This is a genomic window from Bacillus sp. TH13 (assembly GCF_016651175.1).
Lineage (GTDB): Bacteria > Bacillota > Bacilli > Bacillales > Bacillaceae_G > Bacillus_A > Bacillus_A thuringiensis_S.
Genome location: NZ_JAEKEJ010000025.1, coordinates 2,462,061 through 2,485,438, shown reverse-complemented (window position 1 = coordinate 2,485,438; position 23,378 = coordinate 2,462,061). Strand labels below are relative to the sequence as shown.

Genomic DNA, 23,378 nt, shown 5'->3' with positions numbered 1-23,378 from the left:
AAAAACAGGTGCCTTGGCACCTGTTTTTTATTACCCTAATGTATAAACTAAAAACCTCTCATTCCCATTCTTCTCATAAGCCCCAGGCAACCTTACTTCTTTCTTCAGCTTAAACGCAGTCTGATTTTCTAAGAAGAAAATATAGTCCTCAGAAGGATAATATAAAATAATATCCACTTCTCTCCCCGTTTCTTCTACTGAAAGCAAAATGTTATTTACTACATTCATAAACACTTGTACAGAAAATGGATTAAAGAAATAAAAACGGTTATCGCGTGGATCAACCTCATATTCCTGCGCTAAACAACATTGGAATTGAATTTTCCCCTTACTGTTTCGTGCCTTTCGGGCATAACGATCTCGATTATCCATCGCTTCTTTATAAAACTCTTCATTCATTTCAATTCCAACTGCTGATGCACCACATTTATGATGCATATAAAAGTTTAATCGCCCTTTTCCGCACCCAAAGTCTACAATTCGGTCGCTACTTCGTATTTCATATTGATTCAATAACTCATCTAACCCGCTATACGGCGTCGGTTCATAGCGGTGATAATGCATAGACTTGTTAAACCCTTTTTGCTCACCGACTGTTTTTATATGTAAAACTGCATCGTAATATTGTTCGTTCATTCGTTTTCTCCTATTAAAAAATGGTACTTATTATTATACACCATGTACTGGAGGCTCATTTTTTATCAAATTAATAGGTACGTGAAATTATATTAACGATTTTCTTAATATATCTATCGTAACTTCAAATATATCAACGATTTTCTCAATATATCTATCATAACTCAAAATATATCAACGATTTTTCAAATATATCGATTTACCGACAATTCACGACAAAAAAACAGGAGCTCTCTAGCCCCTGTCTTCTAATACTTTCAATACAGTTTGTTTCAATATTTCTACCCCATCCATAATACAACTATGATCAAATCTCATATACGGATGGTGTAATCCAGGTTGTAGGTCTGCTCCTAGTCCAAGCATGACAGCTTTTAAATGTGGTCTTTTCACTGTATAGTAATGGAAATCATCGCTTCCCGTCGTATAGAGCGGTCCCGTACATCTCTCTTCCCCATACACTTCGAGAATACCTTTACGCATAAAGCGCTCTGCTTCTTCGGAAACCTCCGCTCCTGGTGCAAGATCCATCCATTCGTATGAAGTTTTTGATCCCATCGATGCAGCTGATTCTATTACATGCTCTATCTTTTTCTTTAACTCTTCTAATAGTGTATTATTCTCTGCTCTTACATCTAAACTAAAATGACCGTTACCCGGAATAATATTTAAATTATCACCACCAGCTTGGCACCTCGTCATCTTTACTGAATAGGAACTTTGCGGTGGTAGCCATATGTTTTTCAAACCGATATTAATCATGGAAATAACATCAATCGCATTTATCCCTTGATGTGGGCGTGCTCCATGTGCATCTTCTCCGTGAATCGTACCCTCTAAAAATCTTGCTGCTCCGTGACGAATTGATGGGGCAGCTTGTTTCAAAGATAGTTCTTCAATCGGTCTTAGATGGACACCAAATAAGAAATCAGCATCATCTACAGCACCTTTCTCCACCATCTTCAAAGCACCATTACCCTTCTCTTCTGCCGGCTGAAAAATAAATCTAACCGTACCACTTTTCCATCTCATATTTTTCAATTGTAAAATAAGTCCCATTACAATAGTCATATGAGCATCATGACCACATGAATGGTTCGCTTTAAATTCTCCATCTACTTCTTGCCAAAGTGCATCCATATCAGCACGAATCGCAATAACTGGATTCCCGCCTCCAATCTCAGCAATTACACCTGGACAATCATCAAATGTTCTATATGAAATTCCTTCTTCTTTTAAAAAGTCAGTAATATACGCTGTCGTTTCATATTCTTTCCAACTTACTTCAGGGTTTTCGTGTAAATGCTGAAAAATCTCCGTTAAGCGCTCTTGTAGTTCTAATGTTTTCAACGTTCCAGTCTCCTTCCCACATTACAAACGATTCGGGTTAATTATACTTATGAAAAACAGATGTTTTTATGAACATATTGAATTTTAAGAAAAAAGTCAATTGTTTATTTTTAAATACTTAAAAAGCTTACTACTCACCTATATTACAAACTAAACAAACAACTAGAACATTCCTTATTTTCTGTTTTTTATGTTGACGCTTACATAAACTTTTAGTTATCATAATCTAATAAACGTCTATTTTACGACAATTTTAAAAATACAAACAAACATACGTAACAAGGAGGAACTTTATGAAAAAAGAAATACCTTTTGGAATAGCGATTATCCCTATTATCATTACCGTTGCAGTTATGATGGTTACAATTGTTGTATTAAAACAAACCCCTCACGTTCCACTTATTATCGGTACAACCGTTGCTTCTATTGTCGCTTGGCGTTACGGTTACAAATGGAATGATCTTGAAGAAGCAATGTATAAAGGGATTCGTCTTGCATTACCTGCTATCGTCATTATTATTCTTGTTGGCTTAACAATTGGTGCTTGGATTGGCGGTGGAATCGTCGCAACGATGATTTATTACGGTTTAAAACTTTTAACTCCATCACTATTTTTAGTTTCCATTACCGTCATTTGTTCTATCGTTGCATTAGCAATTGGTAGCTCTTGGTCTACAATGGGAACAATTGGTGTTGCTGGAATGGGAATTGGCCTAAGTATGGGAATCCCCGCTCCAATGGTTGCTGGTGCCATTATTTCAGGCTCTTATTTTGGCGATAAAATGTCACCGCTTTCAGATACAACTAACTTAGCCGCAGGATTAACAAATACAGATTTATTCGCACACATTCGTCATATGTTATTTACTACAGTTCCAGGTTTAATTATTACTCTTATCGTCTACGCAGTCTTAGGAAGAAGCTTCGGCGCTAACAATATTGATGCGAAAAGCATCGATCAAACGTTACAAGTATTGCAACAAAACTTTGTTATCTCGCCTTTCCTACTCATTATACCCGTAGTCGTTATGGTATTGGTCGCTAAAAAAGTCCCTGCTATACCAGCAATTCTCTTCGGTATTATTTTAGGATTCTTATCACAAGTCTTTATTCAAGGTGGTTCTGTCTCAGCATCTGTCGGTGCACTCCAAGCTGGATTTGTTATAGACACTGGAAACAAGCTAGTAGACGAACTATTTAACCGCGGTGGCTTAGATTCGATGATGAATACAGTCTCTATGACAATTGTCGCTATGACTTTCGGAGGAGTATTAGAACATACAGGTATTCTTCGCTCAATTGTAAATCAAATTTTAAAGTTAGCGAAATCAGCAAAAGGGCTTATCGCTTCTACTATCGCATCTTGTTTTGCAACAAACCTTACTTGCTCTGAACAATATATTTCAATTGTTGTCCCTTCAAGAATGTACGCAAATGCATACACGGAAAAAGGACTACATTCAAAAAACTTATCCAGAGCATTAGAAGATGGTGGAACATTAACTTCTGTCTTCGTTCCTTGGAATACGTGCGGTGTATTTATTCTCGCAACACTTGGCGTAAGTGCATTTGAATATGCTCCTTATGCTATTTTGAATTTCATCGTACCTATTATCTCAATCATTTATGGTATAACAGGCTTCACAATTGTAAAACTATCAGACATTGAAAAAGCAGAACTACTAAAGAAACAAAAAGCTCAACTAGAAGCTTAAAAATAGCGGTAAATTCAGTTCATATAGTGCGCGAGGTCGCCCTTGTTGATAGGGCATTTCCTCCCCACAAATATGAGCATACCCGTAATCAACTAATTTCTTTAACAACCTTTCTGTCGATCTTCGAGTTACTTGTAAGTACTCAGAAAGGTCAGCTGCTGTAAACTTCAATGACGGATGCGATTGACTAAATTGAATGATTTTTGACAAGTTGGCCGGACTAAGCTTCGTTTCCTTCGCTATTTTCATTAGTTCCGGATTATCATTTTTCAAACTTTGTACTCTCTTTTCTTTCGGGAACGGACCAAACAAATCTTTATCACTTGTTAGTATATAAAAACAACGATCTATTGGATTGTTCTTTGCAAAACTTTGAGCAATTTTTGCATTTTGCTCCGCTTCTTTCACGGTTTTCCCATAACCAAATCCAATAGCTATCGTTCCATCTACGCTCGCAAACAAGTTATCTATCGCATTTGTTTTAATAATTGATTCGATATCACCACGAGTTGTATACAAAATGCATGTCATTTCATCCACTTGTTTAAATGAACCACGTAGTTCCTTTGAAATGACATCTAGTTTTTCAAGCAAACTCGCTCGTAATTCTAAGGAAGAAATAATACAAGCACCAACAGTAGCTGAATAGCTTTTTGCTAACTCAGCTTTTATTTTTGCATCTTTTAGCCCATGTATAATGGACTGTGTTGGATCAATCATACGCTCTGAAGGAACACCTATTTTTTGAAGCTCATCGTAAACAGCGTGAATACTAGTTAAAGCTAAATGAGCCTCTCCAGATTGATATTTAGCTACATGAAAATCGATAACTCTATTTATTTCATCTTTACTCCACAGCATATTTTCATAATCTAACACTTGCGGGCTTTCTTTTATACCAATATCATGGAACACATTTGTAATAAACGAGCGGTCTACTAAATCGATGGAAATGTTATGTGGTTGAATACTTTTATGATACATGATAGAAAGAATGGAAGATGCTACAGTTGTCTCGTCTTGCTGTAAGTATGTACTTGGAATTCGTAATTGTTCTCTTATTTCTTTTGCCATATAATAAGGTAAAGCACCTGAGAAAAAGATGACATCACAAGGCTTTAGACACTTTAATAATTCAGAAGATTCCGCCGGATGAAGGTAAATATATGGATCAATTTCTATTCCTTCTAATTTTTGAGCAATAGGAAAAAGGTTCTCCATAAACTCCTTTGAACCGACAACTGCAATTTTTATCATCATTTTCTCTAACTCCTTATCATTAATTAACGACTATTTAACGTCAACTATATCAAATGTACAAAACTATTGTAAACAGGAAGGGGTTTCTATTCAATGAAAATTACAGCTATTCATCTTTACGCAATTCGTTTACCGCTTCGCAATCCGTTTGTTATTAGTTATGGCTCTTATTCTGATATGCCCTCTATTATCGTCAAAATGGAAACAGATGAAGGTATTATCGGTTACGGTGAAGGCGTTGCTGATGATCATGTCACAGGTGAATCATGGGAAAGTACTTTCCATACTTTAAAACATACGCTAACCCCTGCTCTAATTGGGAAAAATCCAATGAATATCGAAAAAATACACGACATGATGGACAATACAATTTACGGTGTTCCAACAGCGAAAGCCGCAATTGATATTGCTTGTTTTGATATAATGGGCAAAAAACTAAATCAACCTGTATATCAATTAATTGGCGGGCGCTACCATGAAGAATTCCCTATCACTCACGTTTTAAGTATTGCCAATCCAGAAGACATGGCTGAAGAAGCTGCTTCTATGATTCAAAAAGGTTACCAATCTTTCAAAATGAAAGTTGGTACGAATGTAAAAGAAGATGTGAAACGTATTGAAGCTGTACGTGAACGTGTAGGAAATGACATCGCGATTCGCGTTGATGTAAACCAAGGCTGGAAAAATAGCGCGAACACATTAACAGCACTGCGTTCATTAGGACATTTAAACATTGACTGGATTGAACAACCTGTTATCGCGGACGATATTGATGCCATGGCTCATATCCGTTCTAAGACAGACCTCCCGCTTATGATTGATGAAGGACTAAAAAGTTCTCGTGAAATGCGCCAAATTATTAAATTAGAAGCTGCTGATAAAGTGAATATAAAACTAATGAAATGCGGTGGCATATATCCAGCTGTAAAGCTCGCTCATCAAGCTGAAATGGCCGGCATTGAATGCCAAGTGGGATCAATGGTCGAATCATCTGTTGCCTCTTCCGCAGGATTCCATGTCGCTTTCTCAAAGAAAATCATTACGAGCGTAGAGCTAACAGGACCATTAAAATTCACGAAAGACATTGGAAACTTACATTACGATGTACCATTCATTCGCTTAAACGAAAAGCCCGGACTCGGCATTGAAATAAACGAAGATACACTACAAGAACTAACCGTCTTTCAAGACGTTGTACGCTAAAGGAGGACTATCATATGACAGTTCTATACAAAGGAACATTAAAACAAAATAACAATCCATTTCACGTTACATTACTATCACTAGAGCACATCGAGCAAACCTTATCACTACAAAACATTGTAGTTGAAGCACTAGAAGATAAAAGTCGTTTACAACCACTCTCACAAGAAGAATTTCAATACATTCTGGAAGGAAACGGCATGATGATCGGTGCTTTTATCGAAAACGAACTCATCGCATTTCGCGCTCTACTCGTCCCTCCTATCGATGATGAACATTTAGGGCTCGATATTGGTTTGCCAGAAAGTGAACTACACCGCGTCATCTATCAAGAAATCTCAAACGTTCATCCGAACTGTCGAGGAAATGGGATGCAAAAAATATTAGCAAACGTCATCATGGACGAATTACAAAAAGAAGATAGCAAATATGATTATGTATGCTGCACCGTTGCTCCTTTTAACATTCCGAGCTTGAAGGATAAGTTTGCGCAAGGGATGGAGATTGCTGCGCTGAAGGAGAAGTATGGCGGGAGTATGCGATATGTTTTTGTGAAGAAATTGCGCGGAGATAAAGAAAGCGATTGGACGGATGTTCAAAGTATTCTAATGAGTGATGCTAGTGGACAGCAGGCTTTGCTTTCGGAGGGGTATCGTGGGTATGAGATGGAGAAAGTTGATGAAGAATTTGTTGTGAAGTTTGGACGATAATCTATATACTCGAAAAGAGGAGATGTCCCTTGTGACATCTCCTCTTTTCGATTTGTTGAACAATCCTGTAGTAAATGAAATTATATCAACGATTTTTCGAATATATCTATCATAACTTACAATATATCAACGATTTTTAAAATATATCTATCAAAACTCACAATATATCAACGATTCGACAAGAAATATCGATTTACCGACAAAAATCGATATCCCTTCCTAAACCGTCATCTTCCAACTAGATAAAGCTAACCAGTTCTCCATTTCTTTATAATCAGGCATTATCTTCCCGACAAGCCGCCAAAAAGAACGATCATGATTTAAATGAACCATATGACACATTTCATGAACGACTACATATTCAATTACTCGCTGTGGTGCCATTGCTAGCTTCCAATTGAATGTTAGTTGTAAATTCGAATCGCAAGTACCCCAAGTACGACTACTATCTGTAATACGAATAGAACGTGGTTTTGTTTTGAAATTACTTTGATGCGCTTTAATACTCTTCTCTACTAAAGATTTACACTGCTTATAGTAAAATCGTTTTAAAGCTTGCTGTATTTTCTCATCCTTTAGCTCTTTTACATAAATATGTAACTTATCCCCTTCAAAAATCGCATTGTCTTGCTCAATACTTACATCTTGGGAAATCTGTATCGGATACGTATTCCCTAAATACAAAAAGCCTTCTCCTTGATCGTAATCCTTTTCCTGTGGTCCACGCGCTCGCTCCGCCATTTCCTTACGAGTTGTCTGAATCCAATCCCACTTTTCCTCTAGCAACTGGACTAAGTATTCAACAGGTGTCCCTTTCGGAGCCTGCACTTCCACATTTCCATACGAATCCACAAAAAGACGCACGGACTTTTTCTTCTTATAAGTTATATGAAAATTAATTGTCTCACCTAAATATGTATGTACCATTTCATCACCTAGCATAGTATTTTTACAAATAAAAAAGAGTAGGATACGAACGTCCTACTCTACCTATTATATCATTTACTGCTTTAACGAACTCATTATCCTCTATACTTTACACCTAATCCCTTAATGAAATTCCTTGCGTATCTATCGCCGCACTCTTTGTAATTTTTATGACCTTTTTTTCTTAATAGAGCGCCTAACTCTCCTTTTGTTACCGTAACGCCTACGCTATCTAATATATCAAGTACATCCTCACTCGTTAAAGATAGTGCGATTTTCATTTTTTTTAGAAGAAGGTTATTAGCACTCTCTTTACTTTGTACAGGTGCCGGTTGTCCTGGTTTCGGATCTTGCTTTCCTCTTTTTAAAGTAATAAATCCATTTAAAAATGCCTCTAACATCATCATATCGCATGTTAATACGTACTCATCTTCAGCTACCTCATCATTTTCAGCTTCATGCTGAGGAGCCCTCTTTATTTTTGTAAGCATATCAACTACGTCTTCTTTCGTTACTTCCATCCCGCCAAGTTTAAAGATTTCTACCATATCTATATCTTTTATATCTAAAGCGTATCTTACTCTTTTTAATATATCGTTGTTGCTCATTGCCATTGGGTTTCCTCCTGAAATGTTGATTATAGTAATGCTTTTAGCATGTGTAAATTAATGTCGTTAAGTTACTACTTTAACATTTTAGGGGGAGGTTTTGTAGTCTTGGGTGGATTAATGCTTTTGGAGATGATTTTAAAACAGCAACATTTGTTGTCTAGGCGTTTTAAATTATCCATTTTAACCCAATTAAATTATAATAATACTAGAGTTAATATGGGAGGTAATTAATATTGAATTATCTAATTGGTTATAAAGATGCTGAACGAAACTTCGGACATGAGGATCCAATGCTAACAGAATATACATATGGAGAGTCGGGATTTAATACCGAAAAGCTCCTAAAAGTACAAAAAGGTGATTTTCTATTCTTTCATAAAACAATACATAACAGGCGCTATATAACTGCCTATTATGTGGTCGAAGAGGTCAGGCTTATAAAAGATATTAAACAGAATAGGCTAATAACAAATAAATATAATAATCCTCACCTAAAGAAAGAGATACCGCAACTGACACCAAGCGAATGTATTGCGTTTGGAAATCCTATTCAATCCAAAGTCCTTCAAGTTCCTTTGGAAATTACACCTGAATTATTAAGTAAATTATCAAGGCCTGCAAATCTTAATCCTAATCAAAACTTGTTAAATGCAATTTCTTCTGCTCTTCGTACTTGGAAAATATTGAATCAATCTGATATCAAGTTATTGTTAGATTTAATTGAAGAAAACGAATCTAAAGGTAGACTCACTAATAGAATTTTAACCTCTGAAGAAATATTTCAAATTTTAGAAAGAGATATCGAAAAATTCATCATTTCTAACCCTGCAATACTTGATGCCAACTATACACTTGAAAAATCACAGCATATCTTCTCAGATGAATCACGTTTAGATTTGTTACTAAGAGATACTTCTAATAACGAATTTATTGTAGTAGAAATTAAGAAAGGGCCAATTGATAGAAATGCATTAAAACAAATTAAAGGTTACATTAAGCTATGTAAAGAAGAATTGAAATCAAATACTGTAAAAGGTATTTTAGTTGGTAATGGGATAGCTCCTTCCTTTGAAGATGATGTTAATAAAGCACAAAAGGATGGGATAATCGTGCGAAATTACGGATGGAGATTTACTATTAATTAACACACTTGAAAATGGACTAACCTGATATAGGTTAGTCCATTTTTTATCCCCTCTATATGAATGTTGCGTAAAACTTAGTAAAATATATCGATGTTGATAGTATTTATCTAAGTTTTATTTACAATTCGTTTCACCATGTGTCTGAATAGATTTTAATTTGTTACAAGTGACTCATGATTTCTTATTAAAAATGATTTTAATTTATCTGTTGTTTCTTTGCGTTCAAATAATTTTCGATCTTCAAACTCCAATTTTTCTTCTACTATCATTTCTTTTATAGAATCAATTGCATTTATAATTAAAGTGCTTGTATTGTCCTCATTTTTGATGTTCTTTAGAATTTCATTAGCCAATTTTTGTACCTCAGTAGAATTTAAATTGGGCGAAAACTTTCCATTCTTGACCAAGGAATATTTAATAGCCATTAAGATATGCCACTTCATTCTTGTAAATCCTTTATATTCTTTATTTTTTCTAAAGAAAGCTTCCAATCTATAAAATAATACAGAACTCACAAAGTAAGGTTCCAGTTTATCATCCTCTTGGAATATTTCATTTTTCACCTTTCTAGCAACTGTTCCATAGTGTCCCGATACTCCATGTGGATTATCTAAGAACATTGAAGTAACAGTTTTAATCTGCTTAGGTATATTAATAATTTTGGTTTGAGCTATATCACTATTTCTATATTGATTAGATCTTCTTTCGTAATACAATTGTAAATCCCTAAAAGGTATATGCTGTGATCTATAATACTCTTCTAACATTTTATGAAAATTATTTAATGCATCTAACTGCTCTGGCTTTAATCCTGTTTGGCTATTAGTAGATTTCACTATTTCATTTTTTGTATTTTCATCAGTAGTAGCTATTATCTTTAAAGGAATAGAAATATTTTTTTGATCCAAAAAGTCATATGTTTCAAAAATAACATTACTTGTTTGGCACCCATTCACTATCTGATAATTATGTAATGTGAATTTCTCTCCAACTGGTTTAATTTCATCCGTGACTATTGTAATTCCATTATTTAATATACCAAATAATTGTGAAGATGAACCTTTAAGACAATCGTGCATGTTTTTGTTAACCTCATTATTTTCTATACCCAAATAGTCCCTAATGTTATCATCGAAAACATTTTTTACTCCCCTCGTTTCACTATCCAATAATAAATTCATATACTCATTAATTTCTACCAATCCAAAATATGCAGACTTAATTTCCTCTCCTTCATACGGGAACGTTACATTTTTTGGAAATTTAAATGTCGCCTCTAAATCTGAATCTATTTTACGATATAACTTTTGTATCTCTTTAACCCCTAGAGTAGTAAATCTTACTTCATCTGATAAATATCCACTATCTAATAAAGCAGCTTTCCCATGTTCAATAGTTTGATTTATATCTTCACTAATTTGAGTGGTTGGAGAAGTTGTTGCATAATACATAGTACATTTAGGATTTTCTTTTCTAAATAGATGCGAATTTTCATAAATTATATTTCTAAGCTCCCAAAACTTTTCAATTTCTGGAATTGTACATTCCTCACTACAAATAAAATTTTTAACATGTCTTAAAAAGTATGTAATATTTGCATCATTAAATCTTTCAGACGTTTTCGATTGAACAAATATAAACTCTACAGACAATACTTGCTTTTGTTCAACAAGTATATTTATATCTTCTTCATTTAATACCAATTTGTTATTTACTATAATAGCAATACCATCAAATGCTTTTGCAGTTCCAGTATCAAGTTCTTGAAAATTTTTCTCTGAATCAATTACATGATTATTTAAAATACAATAATTAATAAACTCCTCAAATATTAAATCTATTTGTTTTTCTTCTAGTTCATATTTTATTTTAAAATCTTTTAAAAAACCTTTAATTATTGGATTTTTCATACAGATCCCCTTTGACAATAAATAATTTCCATTTTATCATACAGTATATTATTACATCTGAATAAACACATTTCAATTAGGTTTATTTTTACAGGCTCATTGTCAGAATAATATCTTACTTTCTTCTTATACATAATTATATAAAAAAACAAGCTTAACTAAATTGTGTTAGGCTTGTTTCCACGATTCTTTTAAATACATTTCTAAAAATTCATTTTTCACCTTATACTTTACTATCATTTGTAATACAATGCACTGTGTTAATTTTAACGGTAAACACTTTTAATATTACTTTATTTTGAAGTATCCATATCGAATTAACTTCTCTAATATTTTACATGTAAGTGGATGGTAATTACCATTATTAAAAAGCAAATTAGCAATAAAGCTTCTTAAGAAAGGTAGTCCTTTTACCTTCTTAATAAACTTTGAAACTTCATTTATAATCTTTATATTCATTTCCATCTTTTCGTTTCCTAAATAATAACTGTCAATAACCGCTAACTTAACTATACTTTTCTGTCCAAACTTAATATTTATATTCTCACCTTTATCTAGGCCAAATCGAGCTTTTTCACAATTAAACTCTAGATTAATGCTTTTTATGCTTTTTTCAAGTTTTTTTCTCTTATTTTGATAATCTAAAAATTTTCGTTTTTCAGTTGGATTTGATTTGTAGGTCGTTACTTCTGCTTTAATTTTTTCCATCCCAATAACCTTTGCAAAGGTTGCACGGTGTTTACCTTCTCCTATAACATATGTATTAAAATCTTCATAATAGGAGGCCGTTATTGCTACATCTTGATCAACCTGAAAAGAATCTATAAAATCATGTAGGCCCCTTTTTTCAAGACTCGTAAGCAATTTTTCAAAACTACCATTTTCACCTTGGCGATACTCATTATTTTTTGTAAAGTTATCCAACCAAGATAAGCCTTCATCAACTCGATTAATAGCATATTTGACTTCAGATAAAGGAATTAGTGTTTGTCCTAATGGTTCTACTACTTCAAACTTAGTTAGATCTAAATCCGGTTGTCTTTGTGGAAAATCATCTCTTGCTTTTTCTATTTGATCAGATGTAACCCCAGCTTTTATTAATCTTTCTATACGCTTATTTATATTCATGAATAACCCCTTTTACTATCATAGTAACCTTTAATTTATTTTCAATTAAAGGTTTAAAGATAAACTACATTCGATATTCTGAATGTAAATCCCCCTATGATTATACTACTCTAAAGTACTTATTAATTAATAAGGCAAACTACACAAGAAAAACCACTAATTAAATACTTTCCCTCAAAAATTTAACGTTATTTATGATACGGTTCACCTTAATTAAAATGAAACAAATAACGCGCCATTAAGATAACATTTTACATCCCATGCAAATCACCTATTATTCTTTAATCACATCAAAATAAAAACAAGTGGAAACCCCTCCTCACAAGAGTTCAGATTCCCACCTGCCTATTCAAATCACCTCTTCAATCAAACCCTCCACATATGCAGAGGATACATAGCAACACAAAGTTGCTGGTTGGTAATTATATTCTTTAAATTTTTTCTTTCAGTTGTCGTCTGTAAAGGCACTCAAAACTAAACAACTACCCACAAATTAATATCATCTATTTCCCTCTATCTTCAAAGTATTAAACCGTCTCACTATCCTGAGCCACACCAACACTATCCTCAAACCTATCCAACAAAGCACGCACCTCATCAGTCGACTTCGTACTCATCAATTGATTTCTCAATTCAGCAGCTCCTGGGAAGCCCTTCACATAAATTTTGAAGAAGCGGTGAAGCCCTGTGATTGAGCGTGGCAGTACTTCTGCATATTGATCTTGTAAATCAAGTTGTAGTCTTAAAAGATCTAGATGCTCTTTACTGCTATGCTCTCTTGGCTCTTTTTCAAACGCAAATGGATTTTTGAAGATGCCTCGTCCGATCATTACGCCATCAATGCCGTATTTTTCAGCAAGTTCCAGTCCCATTTTACGATCAAGGATGTCTCCATTGATTGTTATTAACGTATTTGGTGCGATACGGTCACGTAATTTTTTAATTTCCGGAATTAGTTCCCAATGCGCATCTACTTGGCTCATTTCTTCTCTTGTGCGTAAATGAATAGAAAGGTTTGCAATATCTTGTTTGAAAATGTGCGTTAACCAATCTTCCCACTCGCTTAACTCTTTAAAGCCAAGTCTTGTTTTTACGCTGACAGGTAGTCCGCCCTCTTTTGCTGCTTGGATAAGTTCTGCTGCAACGTCTGGACGTAGAATAAGGCCACTACCTTTTCCTCTTGATGCAACGTTCGGAACTGGGCAACCCATGTTAATATCGATACCTTTAAATCCTAGCTCTGCCATACCGATACTCATTTGACGGAAGTATTCAGGATTATCTCCCCAAATATGTGCTACCATCGGTTGTTCATCTTCTGTAAAAATCAAACGGCCACGTACACTTTTCATACCTTCTGGATGGCAATAGCTATCCGAGTTTGTAAACTCTGTGAAGAATACGTCCGGACGACCTGCTTCACTTACTACGTGACGGAAAACAACGTCTGTCACATCTTCCATTGGTGCAAGTACGAAAAATGGTCGTGGTAATTCACGCCAAAAATTATCTATCATTTCAAATTCAAATCCTCTCACTAAGAATACAATTTCAAAATCTCAATTTATAATTTGTGAAAATCAGCAATATTTATTTTAACTAAAATCGCTTATGAATGGTATTTTTGTAAACCAAAAAGCAGGTGGTATAGATTTTTTCTATATCAACTGCTTTCCTATTATACTAACTTAAGCCAAGCTACACACTCCACATGCGTCGTATAAAGTATATCATATCTTTTGGTGTACCCTATACTACTATAGTGCATTCTTCTGCAAAGAAAATAAATCCAAATGCCCTCTTTTTATTTTGAATGAATTTAATTTATTTTAAATGTGTGGTCATTTTTGTGGGCAGTGGTCAAACGGAGCATTTGGTTTACATGTACTAACTAAACAATATTGATTAATGAAAAAATCCCCTTCTGCATATGGGTGCGAAAGGGGATTTTTTAAATTAATCTATTCGTTCTACAGATACTGGTTCATAGATAAATAAGAAACGGTGTATATTTACACTAACATTTATAAATATGAAATTCAAGATATAATTACCTACTTATAGAATCAGATAATATTTTTTATTTATAAAACTACTCTTTTGTATAAAAAAATTAACATATACATTTATCGTTCAATAATAAGTTCTATCCTTGACTAATATTGGACATACTATTTATACATCTAGAGAATCATCACATGAGACACTTTCAACTGGGGAAGGTGTCTTTATTATTTTTGGGTCATATTGTATATAGTGGATTCATATAATTAAAATGCCGATACTGTAGTACAGAAAAAGTGTATTCCTCCCATCCAACCAGGAATGCTCTTTTTCTGTCTTTTCAGTTACACAAAATAATTTTCTGCATATATATTAAATGGTTCCAGAGAAACCACGAAAACAGAGTGCTCCTTGGTCAAGGGTTCCCTGTTTTTTTATTTTTCATGTTCATATTACTTCACAATGTTTCATATAATACAATGACAAACCAAATTAGATATATATTTCTTTATACTGTAAAAAAGAGCCTCCCTCACTCGCCAGGGGAATGCTCTTTTTAGTTTACTTCACATACACATAGGCTTCATTTGCTGTGATATAGAATGTTTTGCCTTTGCTATTGTGAACTTTATATTGCGGTGAACCATTTACATTTACTTTCGCATCGATTGTAAATCCTAATCCTGCATCTACAGAACCAGCCACATCTTTATCCTGCCAAGATGGAGTATCATAGAAACGTAGATTGTTAACCTTTGAAACAACACGCTTTCCAACAATAGAAGAATCTACTGTGCTTTTCTTATTAAACTTCACATAAGATGGATCGTTCTTAATCCACTGATCTCCACCAAGATTTAACCAACCATCTTTTTCCGCCCACACAATATAAGATTCTGGTTTGTTTAGTTGACGAATTTTAGAATAGCTTGTACCTGGTCCTTTACGTAAGTTAACGTTGTAACCTTCAATATAAGCGATACCGTCTGTTACTACTGTTGGTACTTCCGCTGGTTTAGATGGTTTCTCAGGAACAGAAACATCCGCACTAGAATTATTGTATGCTCGTTGTACATCTGCTCTAAATTGTGCTTCTGAAACGCCATGAGACTTTAAGTAATCAATTGGATCTTCATGATCCGTACCGCCAAGGTAATGAGTTACATTGCTATGTGTCCATAATCCTTTTTCTACAGATAAACTACGGTCACGTAAGATTTTAGCTAGTAACTTAACGTATTTGTCATAGCTGCGTTTGAATTTTGTATAGTCCGCTGTTTCACATAACTCAACATGTACAAATCGTTTATTAGCAGCAGGACCGCCGCCATAAGCAATGTATTTTGTATCAGCAATTTGGATTGTTTCGTCCCAATCGACTGCATAATGAACAAATGCATTTCTCCATGTACGAGACTCATATTTTTGAATGTTAATAGCTGGAGCTTCTGGAGTTGCTGTAGAATGCGCTACAACGCCCTCATAAGCACCTACACCATAACGGTATGGTTGTTTCGGTAAATCAGGAATAATAAGTGTTCGATCAGCAAAAGCACTTGTAGCAAAAGAAACAACAAGTACTAGAATCATAAGTAACGAGGTAATATGTTTCATTGTCTTTTTCATTTAGCATCAACATCCTTTTTTATAATTTTTGTGTGGTCAAATAATCCACTTGCTGACAGTCCAATGATGATTCCTTGAAATACATTTGTTTTGATATCTCCGCCCATAAATAAAACGCCTAGCATAATGCCAAGCGTTAAATTGAGTAACGGAACATATTTTGTTTGTAATCCAATTGTTTTTCCAATCTGTGAAAGACCTACTACAATTCCAATCATCACAGTAATTTCAAACATTACATACCACCTCCTTTCAAGAAGAAAGTGAGAGCTGCTCCAACAATTCCACCAACAATAAGTCGTAAAATCCAGGTAGTATTGGCGCTGATTTTATCTAACTGCTTGTTGATATTATCAATATCCTTCTCGTTACCTGTTGTTCGTATTTCTAACCCTTTAATCTCTAAACGAATGTCCTTGATCTCTTGTTTGATTTCTTGAACATCGTTTCTTACATCTTGTAACCCTTCCATTTTGACCACCTCATTTCAAAATAAAAAGAGAGACTCTTGTCCCTCTTTCATAAGTGCATTTAAACAAACCGTCTAAATACCGCCTTTTAATATTAATCCTAGAACTGCCATCACTATTGCACTGATCACAATTCTTAAGATCCAAGTTGTATTTGTACTGATTTTTTCTAATTGTTTATTAATTGTTGAAATGTCTTTTTCATTAATGGTTGTACGAGTTTCTAAATTACGAATATCTCGCATAATTTCTTTTTGTTCTGATTTAAGTCTATCAATCTTTGTATATACATCTTCCATATATTCACATCCATCTAGAATCTATATAAAGCAATCTCTATATACTATGAGACAACCCTTCTCACTGTGAATATACGAAAGCCATTTTTTATCAAAGCCGTATTTTGTACAAAATAAAAAACAGCTTATGGCTGCTCCTGCTCTGTTTGTGTGTTATTTTCATTAGTCGGTGTTGGCGGTTCTTGAGATGGATAATTCCCTGTCAGTGATGTATAACAATCTAAACAAATATTCTTTTTCGCAAATCCCATATCTAGTGGGTACAAACGTGCTCCGCGTTTACATATTTCACACAGCGTAGCGATCCGAAACTTTACTGTCCCATCCATCTCTCTCCATACTTCAACCCTGCTAACACCTTTTTGAAGACCTGCATTATTTAACATATCAGCAGGTATTTGAACAAAAATCCCTGTCTCTGTGCGCTCTGCATCCACCAGCCTCCCCACAAAAGGAAAGTCTTCACCTGCTTGAAGTGGCATCATTTGATTCTCATTCATTCTTATTTCTCCTTTCTATCCAAGTGCGTTAAATTTCCAACCGCTTGGAGTACTCACATAAAAACCTGCTCCAGCATTACCGTCTGTAAAACGAATATGCCCCCATTGTTGGAATCCACCGCCACCTAAGTTAACTCCCTGCATTGCTCGTATATTCCTAAAGATTTTAACTTCTTTTTCAGTACTTATATCAAACGTTTGTCCGTCTGGTGCTGGAGATATATTATTATTCACACCACCTACAGCAAGTGCGTTAAACGGCTGAATACCATCTGCTCTTTCTGCTGCAGCACGATCCCAATTATACATAGATGCATATTTGCCACTGTATAACGTTACACCACTTACACAAATCGCTGTCCCTTGTCTCATGTCAGCATTTCCAGAACAAACTTTAATAATCAATGCGTGTTCTTGTGGAATATAGTTTGTCGGGACTTTGAAAGTAAAAGAATACCTTCTGATCTCTCCGTAAAATGTAGACGGCTCAGGAAAGTCCATCTTTTGTTCACTCAATATGTCGTAACTAACGTTGTCTCGGAATTTAACGCAACACACGTGTATTCTCGGTTTTCCTGTCTTTCGCACGCCATTTATCATGGCAGTTCTAAAGTGTGCGGATGCTGTATATTCGTTACCAGGATGTATACCATTATTCACGATTGCTTCTGGATAGTTATACATATCTACCCTTGCAGCATTCACCATTTGCTCGTAATCGAATATATGTGTATTCTTTTCTATTACTACATTGCCCCACGATTTCCAAGTAAGACCATATCCACCTTCAAACCCATAATAATCTGAATGGCCAATGTTTTTCTTTGTAACACTAGAAAAGTCTGGATCTGCTATTAGGTTTCGTCTTGATACCGCGGTTGTTTTTGTTCCCCATTCATCTTGGAATAGGAAGTCTAGCATTTTAACAGTTACACCATCTTTATCAATGGTTATCTTATCACCGTCAATTCTAATAAGATTCGTATCAATACCTTTTGCAGTTAACCATTTCACCATTGTATCGGCATTGATATTCAGTTTCTCAGCATCGATTGTAATCTTACCAGGTGACATATTGATAGAAGTAATGATACCGTCTTTTAAAATTTGTGCTAATATCCCTTCATCTAACACTTCTAACCTAGATTCTGTTTTCGTTACATAAGCTTTATAAGTCTCATTTATAAACGTTTCTTGTTTTCCAGAGATGATTGAAACGCCCTTTTCATTAGCACTAATACTTCTTTCTAATTCTGTAACTTTTTTAGTGTAATCTTCAGTTGCTATCTTATCGGCCAACTCTTCCATGATTTTATCTTTATCTACAATATCAACAGGGTTCTCCATAAATGAAGAAGGTTTATCGCCGATCTGTAACATAGGTTGCGCTGTCCACAGTCTTCCATTTCTACGCAGCCAGTATTGTACTTGTACTTTTTTCGTTCCTTCTACTAGTAGACCAAACACATGATGTCTTACCCACATTCCTTGTGTTAACGTAATCTCTTGTCCGTATTGTTTTAACACATTTCCATTTGCATCTAAACATTTCAGTTCCATTTTCGCGCCACTATCAATACTAGATTTATTATCAGTATAAAAATATGCGGAAAAAACGTAATTCCAACCAGGTCCAGCATTTATAAGTTCATGTGAAGCTCCTCTGTATACGTCTGCTGTATTTCCCGTGGAGATTGTACGAAGTGTATTGCAACCCTTATATAAAACGTTTGTATCTCTTGTTGTGCCTGATTGAAGAATCCAATATTTTGTGTCATTCTTCCAAAGAACATTCCGTAATACAGTTTGATTACCGATTCCACCAACATAATCTTCAACATCTTTTATTTTTAGCTGCATTTCCAATGCCTTACTATGTTGTTCTATCTTTGAAGTAGCCTCATTCAGTGTCTTCCCTTGCTGAGTTTGTATTTCTTGCACTTTACCGACGCTTTGTGAAATACTATCCGCGGTTTTCTCTACTGCTGTTACACGTTTATCAAATCCACTCTGATTATTTTCTACATCTGTTATGGTTTCTTTGATTCCCGTCACACTTTGCTCAATCTCGGTTGTTTTTTTCGTGAATATTGCTTTAGAAGTAACTTCATCATTAGCAGGCTGCCATGTAGTTCTTATGTTCCCCTCTTCCAATTTCGCATGATGTGAATGTAAATTACCATCAATATTGCGTCCAGAGTAATAAAACCTAATTTGAGTTACATCCTTATCTTTTGTTTTGAATGTAACAGTTAGAGGCTCGTCCTTATAATCTACATTAATCTTTAATTGTGAGTCTGCACGTACAGATTTCCACTCTTGCTCTCCGTCTGTATAAGTTATTGCCGTTTCCACGCCAAACCAAGGATTTGTATTGAGTTTTGTCATCTTTCCAGTGAATAAGAAGGAGATTGTGATTGTTTTGTTTCTGTAATTAACCTTATCGGAAAGAGTCATTTGCTTACTCTCTGACCATGCTCCCGTCATGTTTTGTTTATTTAATCCTGATTCTGAATCACTTGCTAGATTAATTGAACCTACAGAAATGTTACTCATATCGGTTTGTAATTGTTCAATGGTCTGCTTATTTGAAGTGGCCGTACTCTTTATTTCATTTGTTGTTTTTGTTAAATCGTTTGTTGTTTGCTTCATATCGGCAATAGTTTGTTTTGTACCTTCAACAGTATCTTCCACTGTATTTAATTTATTGTTGATTTCACCATTTTCTCGTGTTAATGCTTCAATTGATTTAGTGAATCTTTCGTCAGTCTGTTGCAAGCTAGTAACTTTTTTATCAATTTCACCCTGTGAATTTTGTACAGAAGAGATAGTTCTCGTAACTTCTTGAAGGCTTTCTGTTACTTTATTAAATTGTCCATTGGTTTCGCTTTGAGCTTCTTCCACTTTCTTATTTAATTCTTCTTTTGTGACCTGAATATCCTTATTAACCTGCTCCAGTGTATCCTTTTTAATTGATTCCACATCAGGAATAAGAAGCTCCCAATCTTTTCCGTTCCACACTTTTAAGATACCAGGTTTACCGTTACTAATATCTCTCCATATCGTTTTACCAATTTGAAGATTCTCTGTGGGCGACTGCTTAGATTCAATGATATTTACGGTATTATTTTTTAGATTTTCTTGAACTTTTTCAGCGAGTGTTTTCGCTGCTTCTGATTCTTTCTTAGCATTACTAGCTGTTTCATTTGCATCTTTCACTAATTTATCTAACTGATCTATCAGTTCTTGTTTATTGCCTAATGACCCTAAGATTCGATTGTAAATTTTTCGTAGTTCTTCGTTTGGATCCGTAATTTCGCGATAATCACCAAACACATATTTATCTTGTGTAGGGTCCGTAAATGATTCATCACCAGCAATAACACGAGCTTCTAAATACAGTTTAGGTGTAAATCCAGTATCTTTAATTCGGATTGTATCACCTTCATTTATCAATTCGTGAGCTAGTCCAAATATACGACCGATACTTTGCGCTTGAACTTCATAAGAAATAAAGGTATTCACACGTTTTGCTAACTCTGTTTTCATAAGAGTCATTAAACGCTCTGGAGTTATATCTTGTTCTGTTTCTGGCGTATAAAATCCAAATTTATGCTTTCCGTGTGCATTCCACCGTTGGAACGCATCATTATCAACAATGTAAGGAAGTCCGTTATTAATGGTTTCGATTGTAATAGGTTTATCACCTTCACCTCGTACAAAACCGACAAGTGCTGTACAAATATCCCTTGAGTGCTCAATACGTCTAACACCAACTAAATCTTTTTCTAGCACTACTTCTTTTCCCGTTTCTTGACCACGTTTTTTTATCATATCGACATACCAGCCAGTAATTTGAGAACCTACTACTTCGACACGATATTGGATTTCTAACTCAAACAAAGTAGCGATTTTCTTTAAAAAAGTGAGCGGATCTATAAATTCATCAATAGTCATCGTATGGAATGAAGAATAATCCGTTTTTCCACGTTTCCATTTCGAATCCGCAAGAGCAATATCAATAAACGTATTAACTGTTTCGCTCTCAATGCGTTGTGGTTTAATGAACCCATCTTTGGCTATTTGAACCCAGGCACCAGACGAATGCACAGTTAATGATCTATCATTTGAATCTTTTTCTACTTCATTGTTAATAACATACGGAACAATTCGACCATCTCGTACTTCCTTTAAAACCAAGTTCTGTTGTTGTAATGTAATTGCATGTGGAGTGCCGTCAAAAGTTTTGAAATCTAGCGTATCAATGTTATTCTTAATTTCCCAATGACGTTTATCTTCCCAGTAGTCCTTTGGTTGAATGACTGATATAATCTGATCTGTTTTGAAATCAACAACATGAAGTATCCCACTTGGTGTTCTCATCTAAATCGCTCCCTATATTTAACCTTTGCTGTTCCTATATCGGATGGCATAATTTCAAGTTTATTAGTACCTTTATTGATAACAGGAAAATTACTAAAAATATCTTTTATGTTAATAGCATTTTTCCCTTCAATACTGACATGACTGCTTTCTGTATCAATCACGACTTTGTCACCAACATCGAATATATAAGGCGGTGTATTTTGATTATTTAAATTCACTTTCCAAAATTTCAAATCAGAAACTGACATCGCTTCTACTGGCGGAACATCTTGCCACTGCATGATACTAATCTGTATTTGAGCTGCTTTTTCCATATGTTTATTGTCTTTATCGGTCCATCTTGCAAAGCGTTCTGAATCATCCTTTTCTGTTCCAGGAAGAAATTTTGAAATATAAGCCTCCCAATCATTACCGGTTCTAGCGATCCACAACCTACCATAATACTGATTCCATGTATTCGGATAATCACCACTCTCATAAATCAAACCTGTTTTTCCAGGCTTATTGTCATATCCAATTACCATCGTTCCAAAATTTTGTTCAGCTTGCCAATAGAGGTCATTCATGGCAATTTTTGAAAGAACTTTGCTGTTTTCATCGAGTATCGCTATCTCAACTCGTCCCATTTCATTGATCTTTTTACTTTTACATGTAACGTGGGCTTGCATAATAAAATCTTGTACTGGCCCACCAGGAATACTCTTTTTAACAGATGCGCCATGCCATCCATTACTCGAACCATAGTCCGAACAATAGAATTGGTAACTATCTGTTTTCATTTCACCAACTGGATTACCATCTTCCATAGAACTAACCTTACTCCACCCTACAGTAGTGGACATATCATCCCATATAAGACGTTGATTTCTTTCTAAAGGCAATTGTTCCATTTTTAATGGCACTCCAATACGGAAATAATCTGGTTCCTTTGAATATTTATCTTCAAACCATACATCTAAAAAAGTGTTTGGTTTTTTAATATCAATTTCAATAATCGGATTTGAATGCACAGAGCCTTTGTTTTTAACATTAGCAATTAACCCTCGGCCATCATTTTTAAAATCAACCGTTTGCTCATTTCCTAACTTATACGGCATTGGACAAATAAATTTCAAAGTGCCTTGTCCGATATCCACAAATTTATCAATATCAAAATCTTCATCTATAACTGCCATATATGTTCTATCAGGCATTACATCAAAAATCAGTTCTGCTGGATTTTCAGTAATAAGCCAATCCGCTATTTCTTCTTTTAACGTTTCCAAATTCGTCCCATTTGGAACAATAATCCCCACAGGTACAGGGAGAGGACGGGTTTCGGTATCTGTACTTAATAACCTTGCGCCCGGATATCCGGGGGTTTTCAGAAAATTCCTCCTTAAAGGTGCCCATGTTGGAGGATTCCACCCTCTTTCAATATGAATATAACTTTTTCGTTCTCCATTAAATTCAAAGGAACTCATCGTCTCTCTCCTTTTATACAAAAGAAAAGAAACCC

The 23,378-nt window shown here is 34.8% G+C and carries 19 protein-coding genes; 4 read left to right on the top strand and 15 right to left on the bottom strand.

The features are described 5' to 3' along the window. Window positions 1-30: 30 nt before the first annotated feature. Window positions 31-636, bottom strand: coding sequence for an SAM-dependent methyltransferase (locus JFU02_RS21365; protein ID WP_061666183.1), 606 nt, complete (start codon window positions 634-636; stop codon window positions 31-33). Window positions 637-870: 234 nt separating this feature from the next. After that, the gene (locus JFU02_RS21360; protein WP_097820934.1) at window positions 871-1,986 is read right to left on the bottom strand and encodes a M20 peptidase aminoacylase family protein; all 1,116 of its coding nucleotides are present in this window, start codon (window positions 1,984-1,986) and stop codon (window positions 871-873) included. 293 nt (window positions 1,987-2,279) lie between these two features. Here JFU02_RS21360 and nhaC point away from each other — a divergent pair, with 293 nt between their 5' ends. Next, the gene (nhaC, locus tag JFU02_RS21355) at window positions 2,280-3,701 is read left to right on the top strand and encodes a Na+/H+ antiporter NhaC (protein WP_201071635.1); all 1,422 of its coding nucleotides are present in this window, start codon (window positions 2,280-2,282) and stop codon (window positions 3,699-3,701) included. On the opposite strand, the gene JFU02_RS21350 is transcribed toward nhaC, so the two are convergent. Further along, window positions 3,690-4,961 (bottom strand): transcriptional regulator, encoded by a 1,272-nt coding sequence (locus JFU02_RS21350; protein ID WP_086406869.1) that lies wholly within the window; start codon window positions 4,959-4,961, stop codon window positions 3,690-3,692. The genes nhaC and JFU02_RS21350 overlap by 12 nt on opposite strands. A 93-nt stretch (window positions 4,962-5,054) precedes the next feature. Between JFU02_RS21350 and JFU02_RS21345 the strand changes: the two genes are divergently transcribed. Together JFU02_RS21345 and JFU02_RS21340 are read left to right on the top strand one after the other, a co-directional pair. After that, a complete protein-coding gene (locus tag JFU02_RS21345) occupies window positions 5,055-6,164 on the top strand; it encodes a mandelate racemase/muconate lactonizing enzyme family protein (RefSeq protein ID WP_000704487.1) in 1,110 nt (369 codons plus the stop codon). A 14-nt stretch (window positions 6,165-6,178) separates the two neighbouring features. Beyond that, the gene (locus tag JFU02_RS21340) at window positions 6,179-6,874 is read left to right on the top strand and encodes an N-acetyltransferase (protein ID WP_086406871.1); all 696 of its coding nucleotides are present in this window, start codon (window positions 6,179-6,181) and stop codon (window positions 6,872-6,874) included. 219 nt (window positions 6,875-7,093) lie between these two features. Here JFU02_RS21340 and JFU02_RS21335 read toward each other — a convergent pair whose 3' ends face one another. Together JFU02_RS21335 and JFU02_RS21330 are read right to left on the bottom strand one after the other, a co-directional pair. Beyond that, window positions 7,094-7,801 (bottom strand): M48 family metallopeptidase, encoded by a 708-nt coding sequence (locus JFU02_RS21335; protein ID WP_201071632.1) that lies wholly within the window; start codon window positions 7,799-7,801, stop codon window positions 7,094-7,096. A 95-nt stretch (window positions 7,802-7,896) separates the two neighbouring features. Next, window positions 7,897-8,415, bottom strand: coding sequence for a YehS family protein (locus tag JFU02_RS21330; RefSeq protein WP_001251704.1), 519 nt, complete (start codon window positions 8,413-8,415; stop codon window positions 7,897-7,899). Between the two features lie 230 nt (window positions 8,416-8,645). Between JFU02_RS21330 and JFU02_RS21325 the strand changes: the two genes are divergently transcribed. Beyond that, window positions 8,646-9,557 (top strand): endonuclease NucS domain-containing protein, encoded by a 912-nt coding sequence (locus JFU02_RS21325; RefSeq protein ID WP_016117085.1) that lies wholly within the window; start codon window positions 8,646-8,648, stop codon window positions 9,555-9,557. 152 nt (window positions 9,558-9,709) lie between these two features. Here JFU02_RS21325 and JFU02_RS21320 read toward each other — a convergent pair whose 3' ends face one another. The 10 genes from JFU02_RS21320 to JFU02_RS21275 all read right to left on the bottom strand — a co-directional run bounded on the left by JFU02_RS21320 (window position 9,710) and on the right by JFU02_RS21275 (window position 23,343). Then, the gene (locus tag JFU02_RS21320) at window positions 9,710-11,467 is read right to left on the bottom strand and encodes an AIPR family protein (protein WP_098013697.1); all 1,758 of its coding nucleotides are present in this window, start codon (window positions 11,465-11,467) and stop codon (window positions 9,710-9,712) included. A gap of 288 nt (window positions 11,468-11,755) precedes the next feature. Then, window positions 11,756-12,595 carry a hypothetical protein gene (locus JFU02_RS21315; protein WP_016117083.1) on the bottom strand — a complete coding sequence of 280 codons (840 nt, stop codon included), beginning with the start codon at window positions 12,593-12,595 and terminating at the stop codon, window positions 11,756-11,758. Between the two features lie 527 nt (window positions 12,596-13,122). Continuing rightward, complete coding sequence (locus JFU02_RS21310; RefSeq protein WP_086406873.1) at window positions 13,123-14,112, bottom strand: tRNA dihydrouridine synthase; 990 nt, start codon at window positions 14,110-14,112, stop codon at window positions 13,123-13,125. Window positions 14,113-15,160: 1,048 nt separating this feature from the next. Further along, window positions 15,161-16,225 carry an N-acetylmuramoyl-L-alanine amidase gene (locus tag JFU02_RS21305; RefSeq protein WP_201071629.1) on the bottom strand — a complete coding sequence of 355 codons (1,065 nt, stop codon included), beginning with the start codon at window positions 16,223-16,225 and terminating at the stop codon, window positions 15,161-15,163. After that, on the bottom strand, window positions 16,222-16,461 hold the full coding sequence (locus JFU02_RS21300) for a hypothetical protein (RefSeq protein WP_000461722.1): 240 nt from the start codon (window positions 16,459-16,461) through the stop codon (window positions 16,222-16,224). Before JFU02_RS21300 ends, JFU02_RS21305 begins: the two co-directional genes overlap by 4 nt. Next, the gene (locus JFU02_RS21295) at window positions 16,461-16,697 is read right to left on the bottom strand and encodes a hemolysin XhlA family protein (protein ID WP_000398730.1); all 237 of its coding nucleotides are present in this window, start codon (window positions 16,695-16,697) and stop codon (window positions 16,461-16,463) included. Before JFU02_RS21295 ends, JFU02_RS21300 begins: the two co-directional genes overlap by 1 nt. Before the next feature lie 72 nt (window positions 16,698-16,769). Beyond that, on the bottom strand, window positions 16,770-16,994 hold the full coding sequence (locus JFU02_RS21290; protein ID WP_000390475.1) for a hemolysin XhlA family protein: 225 nt from the start codon (window positions 16,992-16,994) through the stop codon (window positions 16,770-16,772). 125 nt (window positions 16,995-17,119) lie between these two features. After that, window positions 17,120-17,494 (bottom strand): hypothetical protein, encoded by a 375-nt coding sequence (locus JFU02_RS21285; RefSeq protein WP_201071616.1) that lies wholly within the window; start codon window positions 17,492-17,494, stop codon window positions 17,120-17,122. A 15-nt stretch (window positions 17,495-17,509) separates the two neighbouring features. Continuing rightward, complete coding sequence (locus tag JFU02_RS21280) at window positions 17,510-21,877, bottom strand: phage tail spike protein (RefSeq protein WP_201071614.1); 4,368 nt, start codon at window positions 21,875-21,877, stop codon at window positions 17,510-17,512. Continuing rightward, complete coding sequence (locus tag JFU02_RS21275) at window positions 21,874-23,343, bottom strand: distal tail protein Dit (RefSeq protein ID WP_201071611.1); 1,470 nt, start codon at window positions 23,341-23,343, stop codon at window positions 21,874-21,876. Before JFU02_RS21275 ends, JFU02_RS21280 begins: the two co-directional genes overlap by 4 nt. Between the last annotated feature and the right edge of the window lie 35 nt (window positions 23,344-23,378).

Bases quoted from the DNA above. Each gene is read 5' to 3' on its own strand.
- JFU02_RS21365 (WP_061666183.1), bottom strand. From the start codon at position 636: ATGAACGAACAATATTACGATGCAGTTTTACATATAAAAACAGTCGGT.
- nhaC (WP_201071635.1), top strand. From the start codon at position 2,280: ATGAAAAAAGAAATACCTTTTGGAATAGCGATTATCCCTATTATCATT.
- JFU02_RS21350 (WP_086406869.1), bottom strand. From the start codon at position 4,961: ATGATGATAAAAATTGCAGTTGTCGGTTCAAAGGAGTTTATGGAGAAC.
- JFU02_RS21345 (WP_000704487.1), top strand. From the start codon at position 5,055: ATGAAAATTACAGCTATTCATCTTTACGCAATTCGTTTACCGCTTCGC.
- JFU02_RS21340 (WP_086406871.1), top strand. From the start codon at position 6,179: ATGACAGTTCTATACAAAGGAACATTAAAACAAAATAACAATCCATTT.
- JFU02_RS21335 (WP_201071632.1), bottom strand. From the start codon at position 7,801: ATGGTACATACATATTTAGGTGAGACAATTAATTTTCATATAACTTAT.
- JFU02_RS21330 (WP_001251704.1), bottom strand. From the start codon at position 8,415: ATGGCAATGAGCAACAACGATATATTAAAAAGAGTAAGATACGCTTTA.
- JFU02_RS21320 (WP_098013697.1), bottom strand. From the start codon at position 11,467: ATGAAAAATCCAATAATTAAAGGTTTTTTAAAAGATTTTAAAATAAAA.
- JFU02_RS21315 (WP_016117083.1), bottom strand. From the start codon at position 12,595: ATGAATATAAATAAGCGTATAGAAAGATTAATAAAAGCTGGGGTTACA.
- JFU02_RS21310 (WP_086406873.1), bottom strand. From the start codon at position 14,112: ATGATAGATAATTTTTGGCGTGAATTACCACGACCATTTTTCGTACTT.
- JFU02_RS21305 (WP_201071629.1), bottom strand. From the start codon at position 16,225: ATGAAAAAGACAATGAAACATATTACCTCGTTACTTATGATTCTAGTA.
- JFU02_RS21300 (WP_000461722.1), bottom strand. From the start codon at position 16,461: ATGTTTGAAATTACTGTGATGATTGGAATTGTAGTAGGTCTTTCACAG.
- JFU02_RS21295 (WP_000398730.1), bottom strand. From the start codon at position 16,697: ATGGAAGGGTTACAAGATGTAAGAAACGATGTTCAAGAAATCAAACAA.
- JFU02_RS21290 (WP_000390475.1), bottom strand. From the start codon at position 16,994: ATGGAAGATGTATATACAAAGATTGATAGACTTAAATCAGAACAAAAA.
- JFU02_RS21285 (WP_201071616.1), bottom strand. From the start codon at position 17,494: ATGAATGAGAATCAAATGATGCCACTTCAAGCAGGTGAAGACTTTCCT.
- JFU02_RS21280 (WP_201071614.1), bottom strand. From the start codon at position 21,877: ATGAGAACACCAAGTGGGATACTTCATGTTGTTGATTTCAAAACAGAT.
- JFU02_RS21275 (WP_201071611.1), bottom strand. From the start codon at position 23,343: ATGAGTTCCTTTGAATTTAATGGAGAACGAAAAAGTTATATTCATATT.